This window comes from Halopseudomonas oceani (assembly GCF_002903165.1).
Lineage (GTDB): Bacteria > Pseudomonadota > Gammaproteobacteria > Pseudomonadales > Pseudomonadaceae > Halopseudomonas > Halopseudomonas oceani.
The window spans coordinates 57,792-77,285 of the sequence record NZ_PPSK01000003.1; the positions used below are offsets into that span (position 1 = coordinate 57,792).

Annotated in this window: 18 protein-coding genes; 11 read left to right on the forward strand and 7 right to left on the reverse strand. The window is 60.8% G+C overall.

The window, feature by feature from the left end; translation table 11 throughout:
• Nucleotides 1-16: 16 nt before the first annotated feature.
• Entirely contained in the window at nucleotides 17-619 is a 603-nt protein-coding gene (locus tag C1949_RS04405) for a flavin prenyltransferase UbiX (RefSeq protein ID WP_104737263.1), read from the reverse strand.
• A complete protein-coding gene (gene mpl, locus C1949_RS04410) occupies nucleotides 612-1,973 on the reverse strand; it encodes a UDP-N-acetylmuramate:L-alanyl-gamma-D-glutamyl-meso-diaminopimelate ligase (RefSeq protein WP_104737264.1) in 1,362 nt (453 codons plus the stop codon). Before mpl ends, C1949_RS04405 begins: the two co-directional genes overlap by 8 nt.
• A 539-nt stretch (nucleotides 1,974-2,512) precedes the next feature.
• On the opposite strand from mpl, the gene C1949_RS04415 reads away from it, so the two are divergent.
• The 6 genes from C1949_RS04415 to C1949_RS04440 all read left to right on the forward strand — a co-directional run bounded on the left by C1949_RS04415 (nucleotide 2,513) and on the right by C1949_RS04440 (nucleotide 8,613).
• The gene (locus C1949_RS04415) at nucleotides 2,513-2,959 is read left to right on the forward strand and encodes a GNAT family N-acetyltransferase (protein WP_104737265.1); all 447 of its coding nucleotides are present in this window, start codon (nucleotides 2,513-2,515) and stop codon (nucleotides 2,957-2,959) included.
• 175 nt (nucleotides 2,960-3,134) lie between these two features.
• Nucleotides 3,135-3,644, forward strand: a complete 510-nt coding sequence (locus tag C1949_RS04420; protein WP_104737266.1) for a sigma-70 family RNA polymerase sigma factor — start codon at nucleotides 3,135-3,137, stop codon at nucleotides 3,642-3,644.
• The gene (locus tag C1949_RS04425; RefSeq protein ID WP_104737267.1) at nucleotides 3,641-4,588 is read left to right on the forward strand and encodes a FecR domain-containing protein; all 948 of its coding nucleotides are present in this window, start codon (nucleotides 3,641-3,643) and stop codon (nucleotides 4,586-4,588) included. Before C1949_RS04420 ends, C1949_RS04425 begins: the two co-directional genes overlap by 4 nt.
• An 84-nt stretch (nucleotides 4,589-4,672) precedes the next feature.
• Nucleotides 4,673-7,105: a TonB-dependent siderophore receptor gene (locus tag C1949_RS04430; protein ID WP_104737268.1), complete on the forward strand. Its 2,433-nt coding sequence runs from the start codon at nucleotides 4,673-4,675 to the stop codon at nucleotides 7,103-7,105.
• Between the two features lie 129 nt (nucleotides 7,106-7,234).
• Nucleotides 7,235-7,762, forward strand: coding sequence for an inorganic diphosphatase (gene ppa, locus C1949_RS04435; RefSeq protein WP_104737269.1), 528 nt, complete (start codon nucleotides 7,235-7,237; stop codon nucleotides 7,760-7,762).
• A gap of 68 nt (nucleotides 7,763-7,830) precedes the next feature.
• A complete protein-coding gene (locus tag C1949_RS04440; RefSeq protein WP_104737270.1) occupies nucleotides 7,831-8,613 on the forward strand; it encodes a methyltransferase domain-containing protein in 783 nt (260 codons plus the stop codon).
• On the opposite strand, the gene C1949_RS04445 is transcribed toward C1949_RS04440, so the two are convergent.
• The 5 genes from C1949_RS04445 to C1949_RS04465 are packed head-to-tail and all read right to left on the reverse strand — an operon-like array spanning nucleotide 8,610 to nucleotide 12,917.
• Nucleotides 8,610-9,644, reverse strand: coding sequence for a sensor domain-containing diguanylate cyclase (locus C1949_RS04445; protein ID WP_104737271.1), 1,035 nt, complete (start codon nucleotides 9,642-9,644; stop codon nucleotides 8,610-8,612). The two genes, C1949_RS04440 and C1949_RS04445, sit on opposite strands and share 4 nt — an antisense overlap.
• A 47-nt stretch (nucleotides 9,645-9,691) precedes the next feature.
• Nucleotides 9,692-11,044 carry an MATE family efflux transporter gene (locus C1949_RS04450; protein WP_229744288.1) on the reverse strand — a complete coding sequence of 451 codons (1,353 nt, stop codon included), beginning with the start codon at nucleotides 11,042-11,044 and terminating at the stop codon, nucleotides 9,692-9,694.
• Between the two features lie 2 nt (nucleotides 11,045-11,046).
• Nucleotides 11,047-11,412: a translation initiation factor Sui1 gene (locus tag C1949_RS04455; RefSeq protein WP_104737272.1), complete on the reverse strand. Its 366-nt coding sequence runs from the start codon at nucleotides 11,410-11,412 to the stop codon at nucleotides 11,047-11,049.
• 14 nt (nucleotides 11,413-11,426) lie between these two features.
• Nucleotides 11,427-11,954 (reverse strand): NUDIX hydrolase, encoded by a 528-nt coding sequence (locus C1949_RS04460; RefSeq protein ID WP_104737273.1) that lies wholly within the window; start codon nucleotides 11,952-11,954, stop codon nucleotides 11,427-11,429.
• Nucleotides 11,955-11,957: 3 nt separating this feature from the next.
• Entirely contained in the window at nucleotides 11,958-12,917 is a 960-nt protein-coding gene (locus tag C1949_RS04465; RefSeq protein ID WP_104737274.1) for a DUF2333 family protein, read from the reverse strand.
• 175 nt (nucleotides 12,918-13,092) lie between these two features.
• Between C1949_RS04465 and C1949_RS04470 the strand changes: the two genes are divergently transcribed.
• The 5 genes from C1949_RS04470 (at nucleotide 13,093) to accC (ending at nucleotide 19,408) form a co-directional block, all read left to right on the forward strand.
• Nucleotides 13,093-15,060 carry a methyl-accepting chemotaxis protein gene (locus C1949_RS04470; protein ID WP_104737275.1) on the forward strand — a complete coding sequence of 656 codons (1,968 nt, stop codon included), beginning with the start codon at nucleotides 13,093-13,095 and terminating at the stop codon, nucleotides 15,058-15,060.
• 109 nt (nucleotides 15,061-15,169) lie between these two features.
• Nucleotides 15,170-16,978 (forward strand): protein-disulfide reductase DsbD, encoded by a 1,809-nt coding sequence (dsbD, locus tag C1949_RS04475; protein WP_104737481.1) that lies wholly within the window; start codon nucleotides 15,170-15,172, stop codon nucleotides 16,976-16,978.
• Nucleotides 16,979-17,116: 138 nt separating this feature from the next.
• Nucleotides 17,117-17,560 carry a type II 3-dehydroquinate dehydratase gene (aroQ, locus tag C1949_RS04480; RefSeq protein ID WP_104737276.1) on the forward strand — a complete coding sequence of 148 codons (444 nt, stop codon included), beginning with the start codon at nucleotides 17,117-17,119 and terminating at the stop codon, nucleotides 17,558-17,560.
• Between the two features lie 32 nt (nucleotides 17,561-17,592).
• Nucleotides 17,593-18,048: an acetyl-CoA carboxylase biotin carboxyl carrier protein gene (gene accB, locus C1949_RS04485; protein WP_104737277.1), complete on the forward strand. Its 456-nt coding sequence runs from the start codon at nucleotides 17,593-17,595 to the stop codon at nucleotides 18,046-18,048.
• A 19-nt stretch (nucleotides 18,049-18,067) separates the two neighbouring features.
• Nucleotides 18,068-19,408 (forward strand): acetyl-CoA carboxylase biotin carboxylase subunit, encoded by a 1,341-nt coding sequence (gene accC / locus C1949_RS04490; RefSeq protein ID WP_104737278.1) that lies wholly within the window; start codon nucleotides 18,068-18,070, stop codon nucleotides 19,406-19,408.
• The last annotated feature ends 86 nt before the right edge of the window (nucleotides 19,409-19,494 follow it).

Genomic DNA, 19,494 nt, shown 5'->3' on the forward strand with positions numbered 1-19,494 from the left:
GGTCGTGACTCACTGGCTACTCCCCCCAGCGCGGAATAAGCGCCTGCTCCATCCCCAACTGCCCCAAAATCCGCGCCACCACAAAATCGACCAGATCATCAATCGACTGCGGCTTGTGATAAAAGCCGGGACTGGCCGGCATGATGACCGCCCCCATCTGACTGAGCTTGAGCATGTTTTCCAGGTGAATGCTGGAAAATGGCGTCTCGCGTGGCACCAGAATCAGCTTGCGCCGCTCTTTCAACGCCACATCGGCCGCACGCTCGATCAGGTTGTTACTGGCTCCGGTCGCAATCGCCGATAACGTACCGGTCGAACAGGGGCACACCACCATCGCCGCTGGCGCACCGCTACCCGAAGCCACCGGTGCCATCCAGTCCTGCTTGCCGTAAACCCGGATCTGCCCTTCTGCCGCCTTGAACTGCTCGATCAAATACTGCTCCAGCGCCTGCGGCTTGGGTGGCAGCTGCCATTCGGTTTCCGTCGCCACGACCAGTTGCGCCGCCTGCGAAATCAGGAAGGAAACCTCCACCCCTGCCTCGACCAGACAACCAAGCAGCCGCATCGCGTATTGAACGCCGGACGCACCGGTCACTGCCAGCGTAACCCGCTCAGCCATGACGCGCCTCCAGGGCCTCAATCAGGCGCTGATGAATACCGCCAAAGCCGCCGTTGCTCATCACCACCACACGTGTTTGCGGCGTCGCCGCCGCCACGACCTGTTCGACAATCGCATCCAGATCACTGGCTACCTGCGCCGGTACCGGGCTGTCGACCACCACACTATCAAGCGACCAATCCAGCCCCGCCGGCTGATACCAGAACACCTGCGAGGCATCGCACACACTGGCCGGCAACGCCGCCATGTGGCTACCCAGGCGCATAGTGTTGGAGCGCGGCTCAATTACCGCAATCAACGGCGCGTCACCGATCTGCGCGCGCAAGCCGGCCAGCGTGGTAGCAATCGCCGTTGGGTGATGGGCAAAGTCATCGTAGACGCTGATGCCATTGATCTCGGCCAGCTTCTCCATGCGCCGCTTGGCATTGCGGAACCCGCCAAGCGAGGCAATGCCCTGCGCTGGCGTCACGCCGACATGGCGTGCGGCCGCAAGCGCCGACAGCGCATTGGCGACGCTGTGCTGGCCGGTCTGCTGCCACTCGGCGACGCCCTGCAGCTCGCCGTCGAGCCAAACCTCAAAGCGCGAGCCGTCGTCACTGAGCAGCCGGGCCTGCCAGTTACCGCCTTCGCCGGTGGTCTGGCACGGCGTCCAGCAACCCATCCTGATGACGCGCTGCAGCGCCTCATCCTGCTTCGGGTGAATGATCAACCCGGAAGCCGGCACGGTTCTCACCAAATGGTGGAACTGCCGTTCAATGGCAGCCAGATCGGGGAAGATATCGGCATGGTCAAACTCAAGGTTGTTCAGCACTGCGGTGCGCGGGCGGTAATGGACAAACTTGGAGCGCTTGTCGAAGAAAGCACTGTCGTACTCATCTGCCTCGACGACGAAGAACGGCGTACCACCCAGGCGCGCGGAAATGCCGAAATTCTGCGGCACGCCGCCGATGAGAAAACCGGGCGACATGCCGGCGTCTTCCAGCAGCCAGGCCAACAAGCTGGAAGTCGATGTTTTGCCGTGGGTACCGGCCACCGCCAACACCCAGCGATCCTGCAGGACATGACGCGCCAGCCATTCCGGGCCGGACATATAGGGCATGCCCTGATCAAGCATGTACTCCACCGCCGGGTTGCCGCGGGCCATGGCGTTGCCGACAATCACCAGATCCGGCGCCGGCTGCAAGTGTTCAGGATGGTAGCCCTCCTGCAAGGCAATACCCTGCTCGCTAAGCTGGGTGCTCATTGGCGGGTAGACGTTGGCATCTGAACCACTGACTTGATGGCCAAGCTCACGCGCCAGCAGCGCCAGCGAGCCCATAAACGTACCGCAGATGCCAAGAATGTGCAGGTGCATGTCGGGTCCTTTGTGCCTCTCATATAGGTAAAGCCCGCCACAGTGGCAGGCAATCTGATCCGGTCGGGGCGCAAGCAGGCAGGGCTGCGCCGCACACCGAGCGATACTAGCATGCTAGGCCGCACCGCCTGCCATGCAGGCGAGCAGGTAACCGCCAACCAGCCTGCCGACATTCCTCCGCACCAGTTTGCCGAGCGACCGGCATTGACTCCGTCAATCGACGCCACTTTGATCCCGCCTTGGGACGGTAGTTCGCCAGACCATCAAGGTTATTGCCGGCGGTTTTGAGCCAAAACCAAAGAGCTTCTGCTCTGCGATGAATCACCACATCGCTGTAAGCCTTTAAGCGACAGACGGTCACCAAAAACGGTCGTTAGTTAACATCTCACGCCCATACTGAAAGCAAAACCACGATGCCAAAGGCGTCTGACGGTATTTTTTGGCCGCGCGATTGCAGATTCAAAAGCGCTGGTGCAGGATGCATGTAATGACCACCCAAAACCTGCCAGCCATTTCATGACCATGATTGGGGTAATCGTATGCGCATAGTTCAGGCCGATGTTGACCATCTCGATGAAGTCACACCGCTGTTCATCAAGTACCGGGAGTTCTACGGCCAACCGCCGCTGCCTGAGGCTTCGCGCCGTTTCCTCGAGGCGCGCCTGGTGCACGAGCAGGCAATCATTCTAGTTGCAGAGGATGATGACAGCGGCAAAGCCCTCGGCTTCTGCCAATTCATTCCCAGCTTCTCCGCACTGACGCTGGCTGCCAGCTGGGTACTCAAAGGTATCTACGTGACTGAAGAGGCGCGTCGCCAGCTCGTGGCCGACAAGCTGATCAATCATGCCAAGACCATGGCGCGCGAAGTCGGGGTCAAGCGCATGACCGTGATGACCGGGGAAGAGAACATGGCGGCGCAGAGTCTGTATCGCTCACTGGGTTTCTCCAACGACCACGACTTCATGTACTTCGCCCTCAAGCTGTAACCCTACTCACTTGCGCCGCCTCAGCGCGGCGCACCGCTTTACCCCTTAGCCCTCCCTGGATTGCCTTGGCGCCCGCCCCAACATACAATGCAAATCATTATCGTTTGCGCAGCGTGACGCCGTACGCCAACTGCAGCACCGCCCCTCGCGCGCTGCGTCCAGCACAGGGATTCCCATGTCCACCGCAACCCCGGATAAAGCGCCACTAGGACTGCTGTATCGCGACCACCACCAATGGCTGAAGGCCTGGCTAAATCGACGCCTTGGCTGCTCTCAACAAGCCGCAGACCTGGCACAAGACACCTTCGTGCGCCTGTTAACGCGCGACGACATCTCCCGAATCAATGAACCCAGGGCCTTTCTCACCACCGTGGCCAAGCGCGTGCTGTTCAATCATTGGCGCCGCGCCGACCTGGAGCGCGCCTATCTCGAAGCACTCGCCTCCCAGCCAGAGCCAGTGGCGGTTTCCCCTGAGGAGCAGGCACTGCTACTCGAAGCGCTGATCAGCATTGATGAGATGCTTGATGGCCTGCCGGTTATCGTCCGCCGTGCATTTCTGTATGCCCAGCTCGACGGCTTGAGTTATGGCGAAATCGCCGCACGCCTGAGCATCTCGATCAGCACCGTGAAACGCCACCTGCAGCGCGCTGCGCTGCAGTGCTACTTTGCGCTGGAAAGTGCATGACCCGTTCAACACCTATCCCCCGCGAGGTTGCCATCAGCGCAGTCAATTGGCAGCTGGCAATACACAATGGGGAAGCCAGCGAGATCTCACTGAACCACTGGCTTGATGCAGACCCAAACCATCGCCGCGCCTGGGAACACATCCAGCAGGTCAATCAACGCCTTGGGCTGATGACCAACCCGGCCCTGCGTAGCGCCCTGCTGACACCTCAGGGTAGACAGCGACGCAAGGCGGTCAAGCAACTGAGCACGCTGCTGTTCATCGGTGCCGCAGGTGTTGGGGCCGGCTCAACGCTGCCCTGGCGCGAGCAACTGGCCGACCTGCGCACAGCCAGTGGCGAGCGGCGTCAATTGACTTTGCCCGGCAATATTCGGCTCGACATCAACAGCGCCAGCGCACTCAATCTCAGCACCCAGTCGTCAGGCCCATGCATCGAGCTGCTGCAAGGTGACCTGCTGCTCGACTGCGAACGCAGCGCTCCAGGGGTTCAGGTGCAGCTCGAAACACGCCACGGCCGCCTCAGCGCACAACAGGCCCGCATTTCACTGGCAGTGCACGAAAATGCTGCGCTGGTTGATCTGTTTACGGGCACCGCGCAGCTGGCGTCGGGCTACGCGCCAGGGCAAATACAGCGGCTCGAGGCAGGCCAGGCAGCCAGTTTCAGCAGTAACAAAGCAATCACACTTGCTCCCAGCGATCCGAACCGGGTTGCCTGGACTGACGGGATGCTGGTTGCTGCGCGCATGCCGCTGGGCGAATTTGTGCAGCAGTTGGCTCGTCACCGCCCCGGCTACCTGGGTTGTGATCAATCCGTCTCCAGCCTGCCGGTCTCGGGCAGCTATCCCCTGGCTGACACCGACCGCATTCTAGACGCTCTCAGCAAACACCTTCCAATCCGCATCCGTCGCCTGAGTCGATACTGGGTGCGCGTTCTTCCAGCCTGATGTTTTGCTGGCCTGAGCCGATTTCATTTCTCGTGTGACAAGGTAACTGCCAACCCACTTATCACCGTCACACAAGGACTCACCATGAAGCGTCCACCGCACCGTCGCAGTAGCGCGGTTCTGCGCAGCAGCGGACTCCTGCTGGTCAGCGCCCTGCTGCTCGGCAGTACCAGCCTGCAGGCCCAGCAACCGAGCACCCGCCATTACCAGATCAACGCCGGCAGCCTGGAGAGTGCACTCAACCAGTTCGGCCGCAGCGCCGGCGTGCTGTTGAGTTACGACCCAGCGCTGGTACAGGGCCAGCAGGCCCCCCAGCTGAATGGCAGATACAGCATCCTCGGCGGCTTACAAGCCCTGCTCAGCGGCAGCGACCTGGAAGTCGTGCAACACGCTGACGGCAGCTACACTCTGACCCGCGCAGCAACAGACGACGCCAGCCTCCTGCCGACAGTGACCGTCACCAGTCAGTTTTCCAGCACCATCACCGAGAACACCGGGTCCTACACCACAGAGGCGATGACCTCAGCGACCGGTCTGGAGCTGGCAATTCGCGACACCCCGCAGTCAGTAACGGTTGTCACCCGCGAACGCATGGACGATCAGAGCCTGACCTCCATTTCCCAGGTCATGGAACAGATTGTCGGTATCGAAGCCAACAGCACCAGTTCGCTTGGCAGCGACAGCATCGCCTACATGTCCCGCGGATTCTCGGTGGAAAATTACCTCGTCGACGGTATCCCCAGGCCACCGGGCATCTACGGCTTCAGCGAAGAAACCGCCGACATGGTCGCCTATGATCGAATCGAGGTGATTCGCGGTGCTTCGGGCCTCATGTCTGGCATGGGCTCCCCCTCCGCCAGTGTCAATCTGGTCCGCAAGCGCGCCTCTGCCAATCCGCAGGTGCAGATCAACCTGCAAGCCGGCTCCTGGGACATGTACCGTGGCGAAGTGGATGTCAGCGGACCACTCACCGACAGTGGCCGCTTGCGCGGTCGACTTGCTACCGCCTGGCAGGAAAGCAACAGTTTTGTCGACCGGGAGCACCGCGAGCAGCAGGCCGCTTACGGGATCCTGGAAGCCGACCTGACCGACAGCACAACCCTATCGGCAGGGTTCGAGTATCAGGACTTCACCAACGAAGGCGCCTCGCGTGGCGGGATTCCGCTGTTCTACACCGACGGCACTCACACCCACCTGTCGCGCTCGAGCAGTTCGGCTACCGACTGGTCCGACTTCAGCCGCGACAGCCTGAACCTCTTCGCCACCCTCGACCACCAGTTGAACGACCGTTGGAGCGTGCAACTGCACGCCGAGCACAAGACCGGCGGTTATGACGAGTCGTTCGGTTATGTCTACGCCCTTTCACTCGACCGCCAAACTGGTGCAGGTGGCACCCTGTATATGACCCGCTGGGCGGCTGACCTTGACCTGACCGCGTTCAATGCCAGCCTGCAGGGCAGCTTCGACTGGCTCGGCCAGGAACATCAGCTTTCCGTCTCGGCCTTCCACGCCGAATACACTGAAAAAGGCGACAACTACCCCAGTTGGTACACCGTAGCGCTACCCGACGCGATCGCGTTTTACCAAAACGGCAACTGGCCAAAACCTAACCTGGGCGCGATTGGCGGCACCTACGGCACCGACGTCCAGACCAGCGCAATCACCGCTGCCATACGTCTGAACCCCACCGATCGTCTGCATCTGCTGCTCGGCGCACGGATCAGCGACTGGCAACAGGACGACTGGACCAAAACCGCCGTCAGCAAGACCAGCACACCGATCACCAATGAGAACGGCGTGGTCACACCGTATGCAGGTGTTGTATTCGACCTGACCGAGCAGTGGTCGGCCTATGCCAGCTACACCAACATCTTCGAACCCCAGAGCGAGCAGGACATCAACGGTTCGACCCTCGCTCCACGTGAAGGCGACAACTACGAGCTGGGGCTGAAAGGGGAGCTACTGGACGGCCTCCTCAATGCGACTGTGGCGGTATTCCAGATGCAACAGCAAAACCTTGCCATCTCACTGGGCACCGGCGTGCTGACACCCAACGGCGAGCAGGCCTACCGCGCGGAAGCCGGTGCACAAGCCGAAGGCCTGGAGATCGAGGTAGGAGGCGAGCTGGCACCCGGGTGGCAAGTAGCCGGGGGCTTTGCCCGCGCCACGCTGACCAACAGCGACGGTAACCATATCAACCGTTACATTCCGGCCAATACCGTCAAGCTGTTCACCACTTATCAACTGGACCAGGTGCTGCAAGGCCTGACGGTTGGTGGCAATCTACGCTGGCAGGATGAGGCTATCGCCGAGGATGTCGGCCCCAACGGTGAAGACTTTGTCCAAGACAGCCTGTTTCTGCTCGACCTGCTGGCAAAATACCAGGTGAATGACCAGCTCAGCCTGGCCCTGAACCTGAACAACGCGCTGGACAAGACCTATTACAGCGGCCTGCAATACATCGGCCGTTACGGCGAGCCGCGCAATCTGGTCGCATCTGCCCGCTGGCACTTCTGACCCCATGACCGGGAAGGAGACCACACCTTCCCGAACTACGACCAAGGTTCACCCCGTTTTTGCTTGGTATCAGCCGGCGATGCGCCTATAATGCCAGCCAGTTTTCAACTATGGCCCCTCAGGTAACCCATGAGCTACGACAAGATCCCCGCCGGCAAAGACATTCCCAACGACATCTACGTCGCTATCGAAATCCCAGCCAACCACGCGCCGATCAAGTACGAGATCGACAAGGACAGCAGCACGCTGTTTGTTGACCGCTTCATGGCGACCCCGATGTTCTACCCGGCCAACTACGGCTACATCCCGAACACCCTGGCAGACGACGGCGACCCGCTGGACGTTCTGGTTGTTACCCCGCATCCGGTTGTTCCGGGCGCGGTCATCCGCGCACGCCCGGTTGGCGTACTGCACATGACCGACGATGGCGGCGGAGATGCCAAGCTGATTGCTGTTCCGCACGACAAGCTGAGCGTGCTGTACCGCGACATCAAGGAATACACCGACCTGCCGGAGCTGCTGATCCAGCAAATCCAGCACTTCTTCGAGAACTACAAGGATCTCGAACCTGGCAAGTGGGTCAAGATCGACCGCTGGGGCGGCGCAGAAGAAGCCCGTGCGGAAATCGTTAAGGCTGTAAACGCTTACCAAAAATAAGCGTTTCGCCTCGCTAAAAAGCCGGCCACAAGCTGGCTTTTTTTATGCCCGCACGGCAGAGTCCGACCATGACCGATCGCTACTTCGACCATCTGGGCGCCCGTTTCGCCCAACGCATCTACGACAGCCCCAAGGGCGCCATTCGTCTGGCCGTGCTGCAGCGCGACCTGCAGCAATGGATGCCAGCCCTGCTGCAGCCAGAGTCGCCGCTGCGCATTCTCGACGTTGGTGCCGGACTGGGCCAGATCAGCGGCTGGCTGGCCGGCATGGGCCATCAGCTGACCGTCGCCGAACCGTCCGAAGCGATGCTTGATACGGCCCGTGAGCGTATCAACGCCAGCAACCCCGCCCTGCCCGTGCGCTTCATGCAGGCACCACTGCAGAACCTCACGGCGCAAGGTGAACAATACGATCTAGTGGTCTGTCATGCGGTGCTGGAATGGCTGGCCGACCCGGCGCAGGCGCTGCAGCAACTGGCCGCCCTGCTGCAGCCCAACGGCGCGCTGTCATTGGCGTTCTACAACCGCGATGCGCTGATCTACAAAAATCTGGTCAAGGGGCAGTTCAAGAAACTGCGCAAACGGCCGCTGTCAGGCCAGGGCAAAAGCGGCCTGACACCCCAGCAGCCGGTTGACCCGCGCGATGCCGCGCAGTGGAGCGCGGCGGCAGGCCTGAATTGCCTGGCCACCAGTGGCGTGCGGGTATTCTATGACTACATGCCGGAGCCTTTCAGCAGCAACAGCAGCCTTGATGACCTGATCGAATACGAGCTGCGGTACAGCCAGCACCCGGCGTACCAGCACCTTGGCCGGTACCTGCACTGGTGGCTGCGACCGGCAGTACCGCGCTAGCCGCGTTCAACCCGGTTACGCCCTTCCCGCTTGGCGACATAGAGCGCGGCATCGGCGCGTTCTATCAGATTCTGGCCGCCCGGCACCACCTCCTGCGCCTCCGCCAGCGCGGTACCCAGGCTTATGGTCACGTTCAGCGGCCCATCGTCCAGATCGAACGGATGGCGACAGAAACAGTCTCGCATGCGCTCGGCGATGATATCGAGCTCACCCTGACTCTGCACCAGCGCCAGCACCGCCAGCTCCTCACCGCCCAGCCGCAAGGCCAGATCATGCGGTCGAATTGCCGCCGCCATGCGCTGACCGGACTGGATCAGTACCTGGTCACCACCAGCGTGCCCGCGCTCGTCGTTAATCCGCTTGAAGTGATCAAGATCGCCATAAATGAAGGCAACTTTCAGCCCCTCGCGCTCGGCCCGGCTGAGCAAAGCCGGCAACATGGCATGCAGCGCCTGCCGATTCCACAGCTGGGTCAGCGGATCAATCAGCGCCCTGCGCTCTGCCTGTCCCAGCGCGTCCTGCAACCAGGCGGCATCCATGCGCAGCTGATGCGCGACAAACAACGCCTCGAAAAGCTCGCGAAAATCGCTTAGTGCTTCCCGCTCGACGCCGGTCAGCTCACGGGGTACAGGATCGTGCACACAAAACGATCCGGTCCTGCTGCCATCGGGCGCATGCAGTGCGATACCGGCATAAAAACGAATATGGGGGTGACCGGTAACGGCCGGGTTGTCGACAAAGCGCTCATCCACCAGCGCATCCTGCACGTAGAGAATGTCTTCAGACAAAATGGTGTGGCCGCAGAATGATATGTTGCGAGGCCCCTCAAGACTGGTGGTGCCGATACGCGCTTTGAACCACTGACGATCAGTGTCAATCAGGCTCACCAGCGCGCTACCCACGCCAAACAGGCGCTGAGCGATGCGCAGCAGCGCATCAATGTGCGGATCAGGTGGCGTATCCAGCAGTTTCATGGACCTGAGAGCAGCCAAGCGCTGCTCTTCACCCGCCGGAATTGGCGCTTCGATCATTGCTCTTCTCCCATTCCTGCACCGGGTGTCTATCCCCTGCCTCGCGACTAACTTGCAGGCATCCAGCGGTCCGTGCGCCAGAGCCAGACAAACCAGCCACCCAAAAACAGCGAGCGTAACGCCATAAACGTCAAAAAACCAAACCAGACAAAGTGGTTGCCTTGCCCTTGCAACGCCCAGGCCAGCGGCAGATAACAGGCTAGCGCGAGCAACATGGTATTGCGCATTGCCAGCGCCCGCGACGCCCCGATGAAAAGTCCGTCGAGCAGGTAGCTCCAGACCGTCAGCAGTGGCATGACCGCGACCCAAATCAGGTACTGCTGGGCTTGCGCCCTGACGTCCGGCAAGTCCGTCAGCAACCGGATCAGCAGGCCACCACCGAACGCAAACGCTACGACAAAAACCAGGCTAAGCAGCAGCGACCAGACAGTGGTGATCACCAGCACCCGAACCAGCGTGCGCTTGTCCCGCTTGCCCAGCGCATGACCTCCCAGCGCCTCAAGGGCATGCGCCAGCCCATCGAGCGCGTGGGAGGTAATAAGCAGGAAGTTCAGCAGCACCGCGTTGGCCGCTACCACGTCGTCCCCCAACTGCGCGCCCTGCACAACCAGAAGATAAAAAACCAACTGCAGGGCCAGAGTACGAATCAGAATATCGCGATTGACCCGCAACAGCGGTGCTGCCCCCTTGAGCCGCAGCGCCCGCGCCCAGTCAAACACCCCTGGATACTGACGCAGCGTCGGTCGCAGCAGCGCAAGACCAAGCAGCAGTCCCAGCAGGTCCCCGCATACGCTGGCCCAGGCAGCGCCCTCGACGCCCATTTTCAGCCCGACCACCAGCAACAGGTCCAACAACATGTTGGTCAGGTTCACGGTAAGCAGCATGGCAAACGGCACTCGACTGTTCTGGGCACCGATAAACCAGCCGATCAGTACAAAGTTGGCCAGCGCAGCTGGCAGGCTGAACAGACGAATCTGGAAATAGGCTCGGGCTTGCTCCAGCAGTGATTCACTGCTTTGCAGGTAGTGCAGACCCAGATTCAACAAGGGCGTTTGAAACAACCAGGCCAGCAGACTGATCAACACCGCCAGCCAGATCGCCTGCAACAGAATACGTCGCAGCGCGTTGCCGTCACCGCTGCCACAGGCCTGCGCCGCGAACCCGGTTGTTCCCATGCGCAGAAACCCGGTCGCCCAGAGTACAAAGGTAAACAGAGTGCTACCGACAGCAACAGCGCCGAGATGATAGGCCGCGTCGAGATGGCCAATAACCGCAGTATCGACCAGCCCCACTAGCGGGACACTGATATTGGAGAGAATCAACGGCAGCGCAATGTGCCAGACCCGGCGTTGCGCGTTCCGATCACGCCAGTGAGTCAGCAACGGCTGACGCAGACTCACTGTCAGCCTCCCGAACGCTTCACCTTGAAGCCTTCAGCGACCAGCAGCTCACAGAGCTGATCAGCCTTGTCGCCCTGAATTTCGATGATGCCACCCTTAACCGCGCCACCACAGCCGCAGCGATTCTTCAGCCGCTTGGCCAGCGCCTTGAGATCATCGGCCTTAAGCAGCACACCGGTTACTGTGGTCACGGTCTTGCCACCACGGCCCTTGGTTTCCCGACGCACCCGGGCGATTCCATCACCCTCGGGAATCGCCTGTTCAGCACAGCGGCATTGCGCCACTGGCTGTTCGCAATCCGGGCACAGCCGTCCGGAATCGGTCGAATACACCAGTCCGCCGAGGGCCTGCAAACCGTTTTTTTTCATGCCTGAATATCCAGTTAAAACTGCCGCAACAGCCGTGCCAGAGCTTCCTGAGAGTCAGGCGCATATTGCTCGCCCGGACGCTGCCAGTCGCTACGCGGATCAACCCAGCGCACCGCCTGCACCTCCTCCGGCTGCAACGTCAGGGGCCCATCCCAGCAGCAGCTGAACACGCCAGCCCAGAGCTGGCTCTCGGCTGAGTTGAAGAAAAAGCGAAAATGTTCGGTCAGTGGAGCGCCCACAACGCCCAGCTCTTCGGCAAGCTCACGCTCGGCGCCCAGCAAATAGCTTTCGCCGGCGGCCACCACACCACCAGCCGCAACATCCCAGAAGGATGGATACAGACGCTTGTGCGCTGTACGCTGATGCACACACAACTCGCCACGAGAATTGAAGACAAAAATGAAAGTGCAGCGGGTAATCAGTCCCTGAGACTGGGCATCGGCGCGCGACACGACGCCCAGCTCACGATCCTGTTCATCGACATGGATGACCTGCTCTGCACCCGAGGCCTGAAGATAGGCCGCGACTTGACGCTCATCCACGTATCAGCCCTGCTCCAGCAAGCGGCCAAGTTCGATCATCCCGGCATTGGCGCGAGACAGATAGTTCGCCATTACCAGTGAGTGGTTGGCCAGCACGCCGAACCCATCGCCATTGAGCACCATCGGGCTCCACAGGGTCTGCTGGGTTGCTTCCAGCTCACGAATGATCTGCTGCAGGCTTACCAGCGCGTTCTTCTTCTCCAGCACATCGCCAAAATCGTGCTCAACAGCACGCAGCAGTTGCACCAGTGCCCAGGAGGTACCGCGTGCCTCGTAGAACACATTGTCAATTTCCAGCCAGGGCGTGGTCTCACCAACCTTGCCACCAGTGGTCAACGGCGCGCGCCCGACACTGGCAGACAGGCGCTGGGACAACGAGCCAAGACGTGTACTGACATCGCTCACCCAACTGGAGAGATTGTCGGCACGGGAGTAAAAGTCAGCATCACCGCTCTGTAGCCGCACGATATAGCTGTCGAGGGCTCGAATGCCGTCCCGGTATTCGCTTTCACTGGCCGGCATGGCCCAGCTGTTGTTGTCGAAATGCAAGCGCGGCTCGGCTTTCACCAGATCCCGATCTTCGGTCGACTGGGACTGGGACCGGGCCATATCTCGGCGCAGCGCGCGCGTCATGTCACGAGCCTGAACCAGCACGCCGTACTCCCAGCGCGGCATATTATCGAGCCATACACCCGGCGGCATGATGTCGTTGCTAAGGTATCCGCCAGGTTTGTCCAACAAGGTTTCAACGATCCCACGCAGGGTGCGGGCGGTGTATTCACCGCTGACCATTTCCGGGGTCGGTGGACCGGCAACCGGCTCCAGGTCCGGCTCGCTGCTCCAGTACCAGCCAACCAGCAGGCAGATGAATAACCAAATCAGCACCACAGCGAGAAGGACGCTGCCAATCAGCGAGCTGTTTCTGTCCCCATCCGCACCGGCGGTCCGCTTGCCAAATTTCATATTCTGACTCCTGTGGCTGTTCTGCGCCTCAGCATATCACGGCTGTCTGAATGTGCCGCCACCATTGCGGAAAACGGCAGCGGCCTGCCATGGCCATCACAAGGCCGGCATTCATCAAGCTGTCACAGAACTGACATTATTATCCAGGCAGTCCATTATCGTCCGGGGCACTGCCATGCGCTTGAAATCCCTCACCCTGATCAACACCGTTCTACTGGCCGCCGCAGGGGTCACGCTGGGTGCCAGTCTCTGGTGGTCGCAACAGGCGCTAAAAGCCCCCTACGCATTGATGGATGCCTACCTCAATATCGTTGGCCAGACCCAATCGCTGCAGCAGAATACCGAGGCCTACCGCCTGCACGGCGACGCATTGCGGCTGCAGCAGGCGCAGCACGCAGCGACGGCGCTGCAGGAAAGCCTGCAGCAATTTCCAGCTGATATCCGTCAGCCACTGGAGGCGCCACTGGCCACCTTTGCCGAATTCATGCAGACCGACCTGCTGGCCGTCGGCAAGCTGGCGGGCGACCCACAGGCACTGTTGATTCAAGCCGAACGCGAAGTCCTCGCAGAACTCAACCACCTCGCCGAGTACGCCCGAAATGGCCAGCAACAGGGCGCAACGGCAGCAGCCGACTATGTCCGTCTGATAGACGACCTGCAGGCCAACCTGTTTCGTGTCAGCATCGCCCGCGCGCGCCTGTTCAGCCAGAACGATCCGGCCCTGCTGGAGAACCTGCAGCGCTTGATCCGCAGCACCCGGACCACTGCAAATGAGCTCGATGCCCTGCCGCTGCTGGGTGTGGTTGAAGAGCAGGACAACAGCAACGACCCCTTTGCCTCACTGCTGGGCGTCAACACCGGCAACAAATCCGCAGCCAGTGACCCTGGCGCTGACTACAAGCGCACCCTGCAATCGCTGCTTAGCCGCTACCCGGCAGAGCTGGAGCGCACCAGCGCGCTGATCGCCGAACGGGCCAAGCTGCAGCAGATTACCGGCGAGCGCATTGCCAGTCTGCTGGCTGGGACCGAGCAGATGCGCCCGGCGCTGACCGCAGCGCGCGATAACGTCACCACGCAAGTGCGCAACGTACAACTGGCAATCATCGCCATGATCATTTTGATCGCGGTGCTGATCGAGCGCATGCAGCGCTCGCTCGCTAACGGCATCAGTCAGTTTGCGCCGGTGCTTTCCACCTACGCCAGCGGTGATTTCACCCAACCGGTATCCTCCCGGAGCCGGGTACAGGAACTGAAGCAACTCGAACACTCGGCCAACCAGCTGCGTCAGTACCTGATCGAACTGGTGACCACCATCAACCAACAGGCAGAAGCCCTCAGCGGTACCAGCAACGACCTGGAGCAGCTGTCCGCCGACACCCACGATCGCGCCGCGCAGCAGCAACGCGACACCCAATCGATTAATCAGGATATCGGTGGCATGGATGAAGCCATTCGTCTGGTGGCAACCAACGCCGGCGAAAGCGCCGAGCTGGCAAGGGTGGCCAATCGCGAGGTGCGCGACGGTCAGCAGGTCATCGGCGGCACCATTGCCCAGATGCAGCAATTAGTGGTGGAAGTGCAGAACAGCTCCCGCACCATTGATCGCATGGTCACCGAGTCCGATACCATCGGCAGTGTGCTGGAAGTCATTCAGGGCGTTGCCGAGCAAACCAATCTGCTGGCCCTCAACGCGGCCATCGAGGCTGCACGCGCCGGCGAAGCCGGCCGCGGTTTTGCGGTGGTTGCCGACGAGGTGCGCCAACTGGCCCAGCGCACAGCCGGCTCCACCCAGGAAATCCGCCAGCTGATCGAACGCCTGCAGCAGGTTGCGCGCCAGTCGGCGGGGCAGATGGAAGAACAGGTCAAGCAAGCGCGCAGTACCGCCGAACAAGGTCAGCTGGCGGACGCCGCCTTGGGCCGCATCGTCAATGCCATCGAACGCATCACCGAACTGGCCGAACACATCGCCACACACACCGACGCGCAATCCGACCGGGTGCGCACCATTCGCGAAAACAGCCAGCAGATCAATCATCTGAGTGAGGCTAACCTTGGTATGGTCGCCCACACCCGCGAGCACACCCAGCAGATCAGCCAGCGCAGCCGTGCCCTGCTGTCAGCGGTCTCCGCCTTCCGAATCTGAACCGCTGAGCCATTAAGCAACAATTGTGGCACTGCGCCTCAGGGCCAGTGCCTTTCACCAGCCAGCGTCAGCCTTTATGATGACCGTCCACTTTCCGCTCGGTTATCCCATGCGCGCGTTTCGTTTTTGCCTGATGCTGCTGCTCCTGCTAAGCGCCAGCGTCCACGCCCAATTCGCTGGTAACGGCTCGCTGACCGGCCTGATCCAGAGTGGCAGCAGCCAAAGCACCTTTCTGCCGGTTCATCAGGCTTTTCGCCCCGACATCCTCGACGCCAACCCTCAACAGGTCACCGTGATCTTTGACATCGCGCCCGGCTACTACCTGTATCGCCATCGCCTGCACCTGAGCAACCCCGACAGTCCCGACGAGGACCTGCAGATCGCACTACCGGAAGGCAAGCACAAGACCGACGAGTACTTCGGTGACGTCGAGGTCTATTACGACCAATTGCAGATTCAGCTCGATACCAACCAATTGAGCGCCGGACAAACCCAGCTGCGGGTCGGTTTCCAGGGCTGCGCCGATGCGGGTCTTTGCTACCCGCCAGAAACCGTCATGCTGGAGCTGCCGACACCGGCGACCGGTGGCACGCCTGCCAGCAACGACAGCCAGCCTGCAGCAGCGCCCACAGCGGCGGCGCAGCCCGCTGCGCAAGAGCATGGCCGACTGGTGACCTGGCTGCTGTTTCTGCTCGGGGGTATCGGCCTGACGTTCACCCCCTGCGTGCTGCCCATGCTGCCGATTCTGTCCAGCATGGTGCTGGGCCGCAGCCACATCAGCCGTGGCCGTGCGCTGTCACTGGCACTTGGCTACGTGCTTGGCATGGCAGTGACATTGGCTATTGTCGGGGCCCTGATCGGTAGTTTCGGCGCCGCCCTCAACCTGCAGGCGCGCCTGCAATCACCCTGGATTCTGGGCACTTTCGCGGTGTTCTTCGTCCTGTTTGCGCTGGCCATGTTCGGCCTGTTCGATCTGCGCCTGCCCGAGTTTTTGCGTGAGCCACTCGAACGCCTGAACCGCCGTGCCCACGGCGGCTCGCTGACGGGCGCAACCGCCATGGGCGCACTGTCGACACTGGTGGTATCGCCTTGCATCTCGGCGCCTCTGGCAGGGGCACTGGTGTACATCAGCAGCACCGGGGACACCCTCGGTGGCGGCCTCAACCTTTTTGCCTTGGGGCTCGGCATGGGTGTTCCGCTGATTGTTATCACCCTGTTCGGTAAGAGCCTGCTGCCCAGCTCAGGGCCTTGGATGGAAACGGTCAAGCATCTTTTCGGCTTTGGCTTGCTGGCGGTCGCCATCTGGTTGCTCGAACGTGTACTGCCGGGCCCGGTAAGCCTCGCCTTGTGGGCAGCGCTGAGCACCGGCCTGGCTGTTCGTCTGGGCTTGATGCAAGGCGGCAACTACCTGCGCCAGACCATTGCCCTGCTGTTTGGCCTGTATGCGGCAGCCGCCCTGTTCGGCGCCCTTGCCGGTGGCGAAGACCCGCTGCGACCATTACAACCACTGACCGGTGGTAGCAGCGTACAACCCGCCTCCGCGGCCTTCACCCTGATCAAGGAGCCAGCCGAACTGGAGCGTCAACTGGCAGTGGCTGCCGAACGCGGCCAGCCAGCCATCGTCGATGTCTATGCTGACTGGTGCATCAGTTGCAAGATCATGGAACGCACCATTCTTAGCCAGCCAGAGGTACAGGCACTGCTGGCCGACCACCTCCGTATCAAGCTTGACCTGACTGACAACAGCCCGGCCCAGCGCGCTTGGCTGACCCGCCACGAGCTATTTGGCCCTCCCGCTTACCTGTTTTTTGCTCGCAACGGGCAGGAACAGCGTGACCTGCGCATTCAAGGCGAAGTCTCACTGGAAGAATTCAGCAGCCTTGCAAGCCAGTCCAGACAGGAAAAGATTGCGCCATAATGCAGCCATCATGCTGACATTTGATGTCAACATTCCGCTTCTGGACAGGCCGATCTGATTACGGCAAACTGCCGGAAAAATCTTGACTGACGGGTCACTCCAAAAGAGCCTCCCGTCCCGCAACGGAATACACGGACAATGGCCAGTATCCTGGTCCTGCACGGACCCAACCTGAACCGCCTCGGCAGCCGCGAACCCGGTGTCTATGGCGCGACAACACTGGATCAGATCAACCAGCACCTGCGCGAACTGGCCAGCCAGCAGGGGCACCACCTGCTCAGCCTGCAAAGCAATGCAGAGCATGAACTGATCGAACGGATTCACGCCGCGGGTGACGAAGCCATCGACTTCATCATCATTAATCCGGCTGCTTTTACCCATACCAGCGTCGCAATACGTGACGCATTGCTCGCAGTGAGCATCCCATTCATCGAAGTTCACTTATCCAACGTGTATAAGCGCGAACCCTTCCGTCATCACTCCTACTTTTCGGACGTAGCCGAGGGAGTGATCTGCGGTCTGGGAGCCAAGGGCTACGAGCTGGCCCTGCAAGCCGCGATACACAAGATCGAACAAAACTGATTACGCAAACCTGCTCTGGAGTGCACGCATCAATGGATATTCGCAAAGTCAAAAAACTCATCGAACTTCTGGAAGAGTCCGGCATCGACGAACTGGAAATACATGAGGGCGAGGAGTCGGTTCGCATCAGCCGTCACAGCCAGCACGCACCGGTACCGCAGTATCAGGTAGCCCCTGCTCCAGCACCGGTTGCCGCCGCACCCGCTCCGGCCGCTGCTCCGGCTGCCGAACCTGCCGCACCGGCAGAGCCGAGCGGCCATCTGGTTCGCTCGCCGATGGTTGGCACCTTCTACCGCTCGCCGTCGCCGACTGCGGCCGTATTCGTTGAAGTAGGCCATACCGTCAAGGCGGGCGACGTACTGTGCATCGTCGAAGCGATGAAGATGATGAACCACATCGAAGCCGACAAGAGCGGCGTGGTCCAGGCGATTCTGGTAGACAACGGCCAGCCGGTCGAATTCGATCAACCGCTGTTCAGCATCGCCTGAGCCCGGGCCGGAGGCTTAGATGCAAAAAGTACTAGTTGCCAACCGAGGTGAAATTGCCCTGCGCGTGATCCGCGCGTGCAAGGAACTCGGTCTGAAAACCGTGGCAGTGCACTCCACTGCCGACCGCGAGCTGATGCACCTGGCCATGGCAGACGAAACCGTCTGCATCGGCCCGGCACCAGCGACCGACTCCTACCTGAATATTCCGGCGATCATCAGCGCTGCAGAAGTTACCGGCGCTGACGGTATCCACCCCGGCTACGGCTTCCTCGCCGAGCGTGCAGACTTTGCCGAGCAGGTGGAAAACTCCGGCTTTACCTTCATCGGCCCGAGCGCCAGCGTCATCCGCCTGATGGGTGACAAGGTCTCCGCGATTGCCGCCATGAAGGAAACCGGCGTACCAACCGTACCCGGTTCCGACGGCCCACTGCCCGAAGACGAAGCAGAGTGCCTGAAGATTGCCCAGCGCGTCGGCTACCCGGTCATCATCAAGGCCGCTGGCGGCGGCGGCGGTCGTGGCATGCGCGTTGTGCATGAAGAGGCCGAGCTGATCAAGTCAATCAAGCTTACCCAGGTTGAAGCGGGTGCCGCGTTCGGCAACCCGATGGTTTACCTGGAGAAGTTCCTGACCAACCCGCGTCACGTAGAAGTGCAGGTACTGTCAGACGGCCAGGGTAACGCCGTTCATCTGGGCGACCGCGATTGCTCGCTGCAGCGCCGTCACCAGAAGATCATCGAAGAAGCCCCGGCACCGGGTATCGACGAGAAGGCGCGTGCAGAAGTTCAGGCGCGCTGCGTTCAGGCCTGTATCGATCTGGGTTACCGCGGTGCAGGTACCTTCGAGTTCCTGTATGAAAACGGCGAGTTCTATTTCATCGAAATGAACACCCGCGTACAGGTTGAGCATCCGGTTTCGGAAATGGTCACCGGCATCGACATCGTCAAGGAGCAGATCCTTGTCGCATCGGGCCAGCCGCTGAGCATTCGTCAGGAAGATGTTGTCATTCGTGGCCACGCCATCGAGTGCCGTATCAACGCTGAAGACCCGAAGACCTTCATGCCCAGCCCCGGCACGGTTACCTTCTTCCACGCTCCGGGCGGTAACGGCATTCGTGTCGACTCCCACCTGTACAGTGGTTACAAGGTTCCGCCGAACTACGACTCGCTGGTCGGCAAGCTGATCGCCTACGGCGCCACCCGTGATGAAGCGCTTGCACGCATGCGCAACGCCATCGACGAACTGGTGGTAGACGGCATCAAGACCAACACAGCACTGCACCGTGAACTGGTACGCGACCCCGGCTTCTGCAAGGGCGGCGTCAATATTCACTACCTGGAGCACAAGCTGGCAGCGGAGTAACTGCAAGCTGCAAGCTCACAGCGTATTATCTGCACCATTCGGGGGAGCGAATTATCGCTCCCCTTCTTTTTCTGCTGATCTTGCAG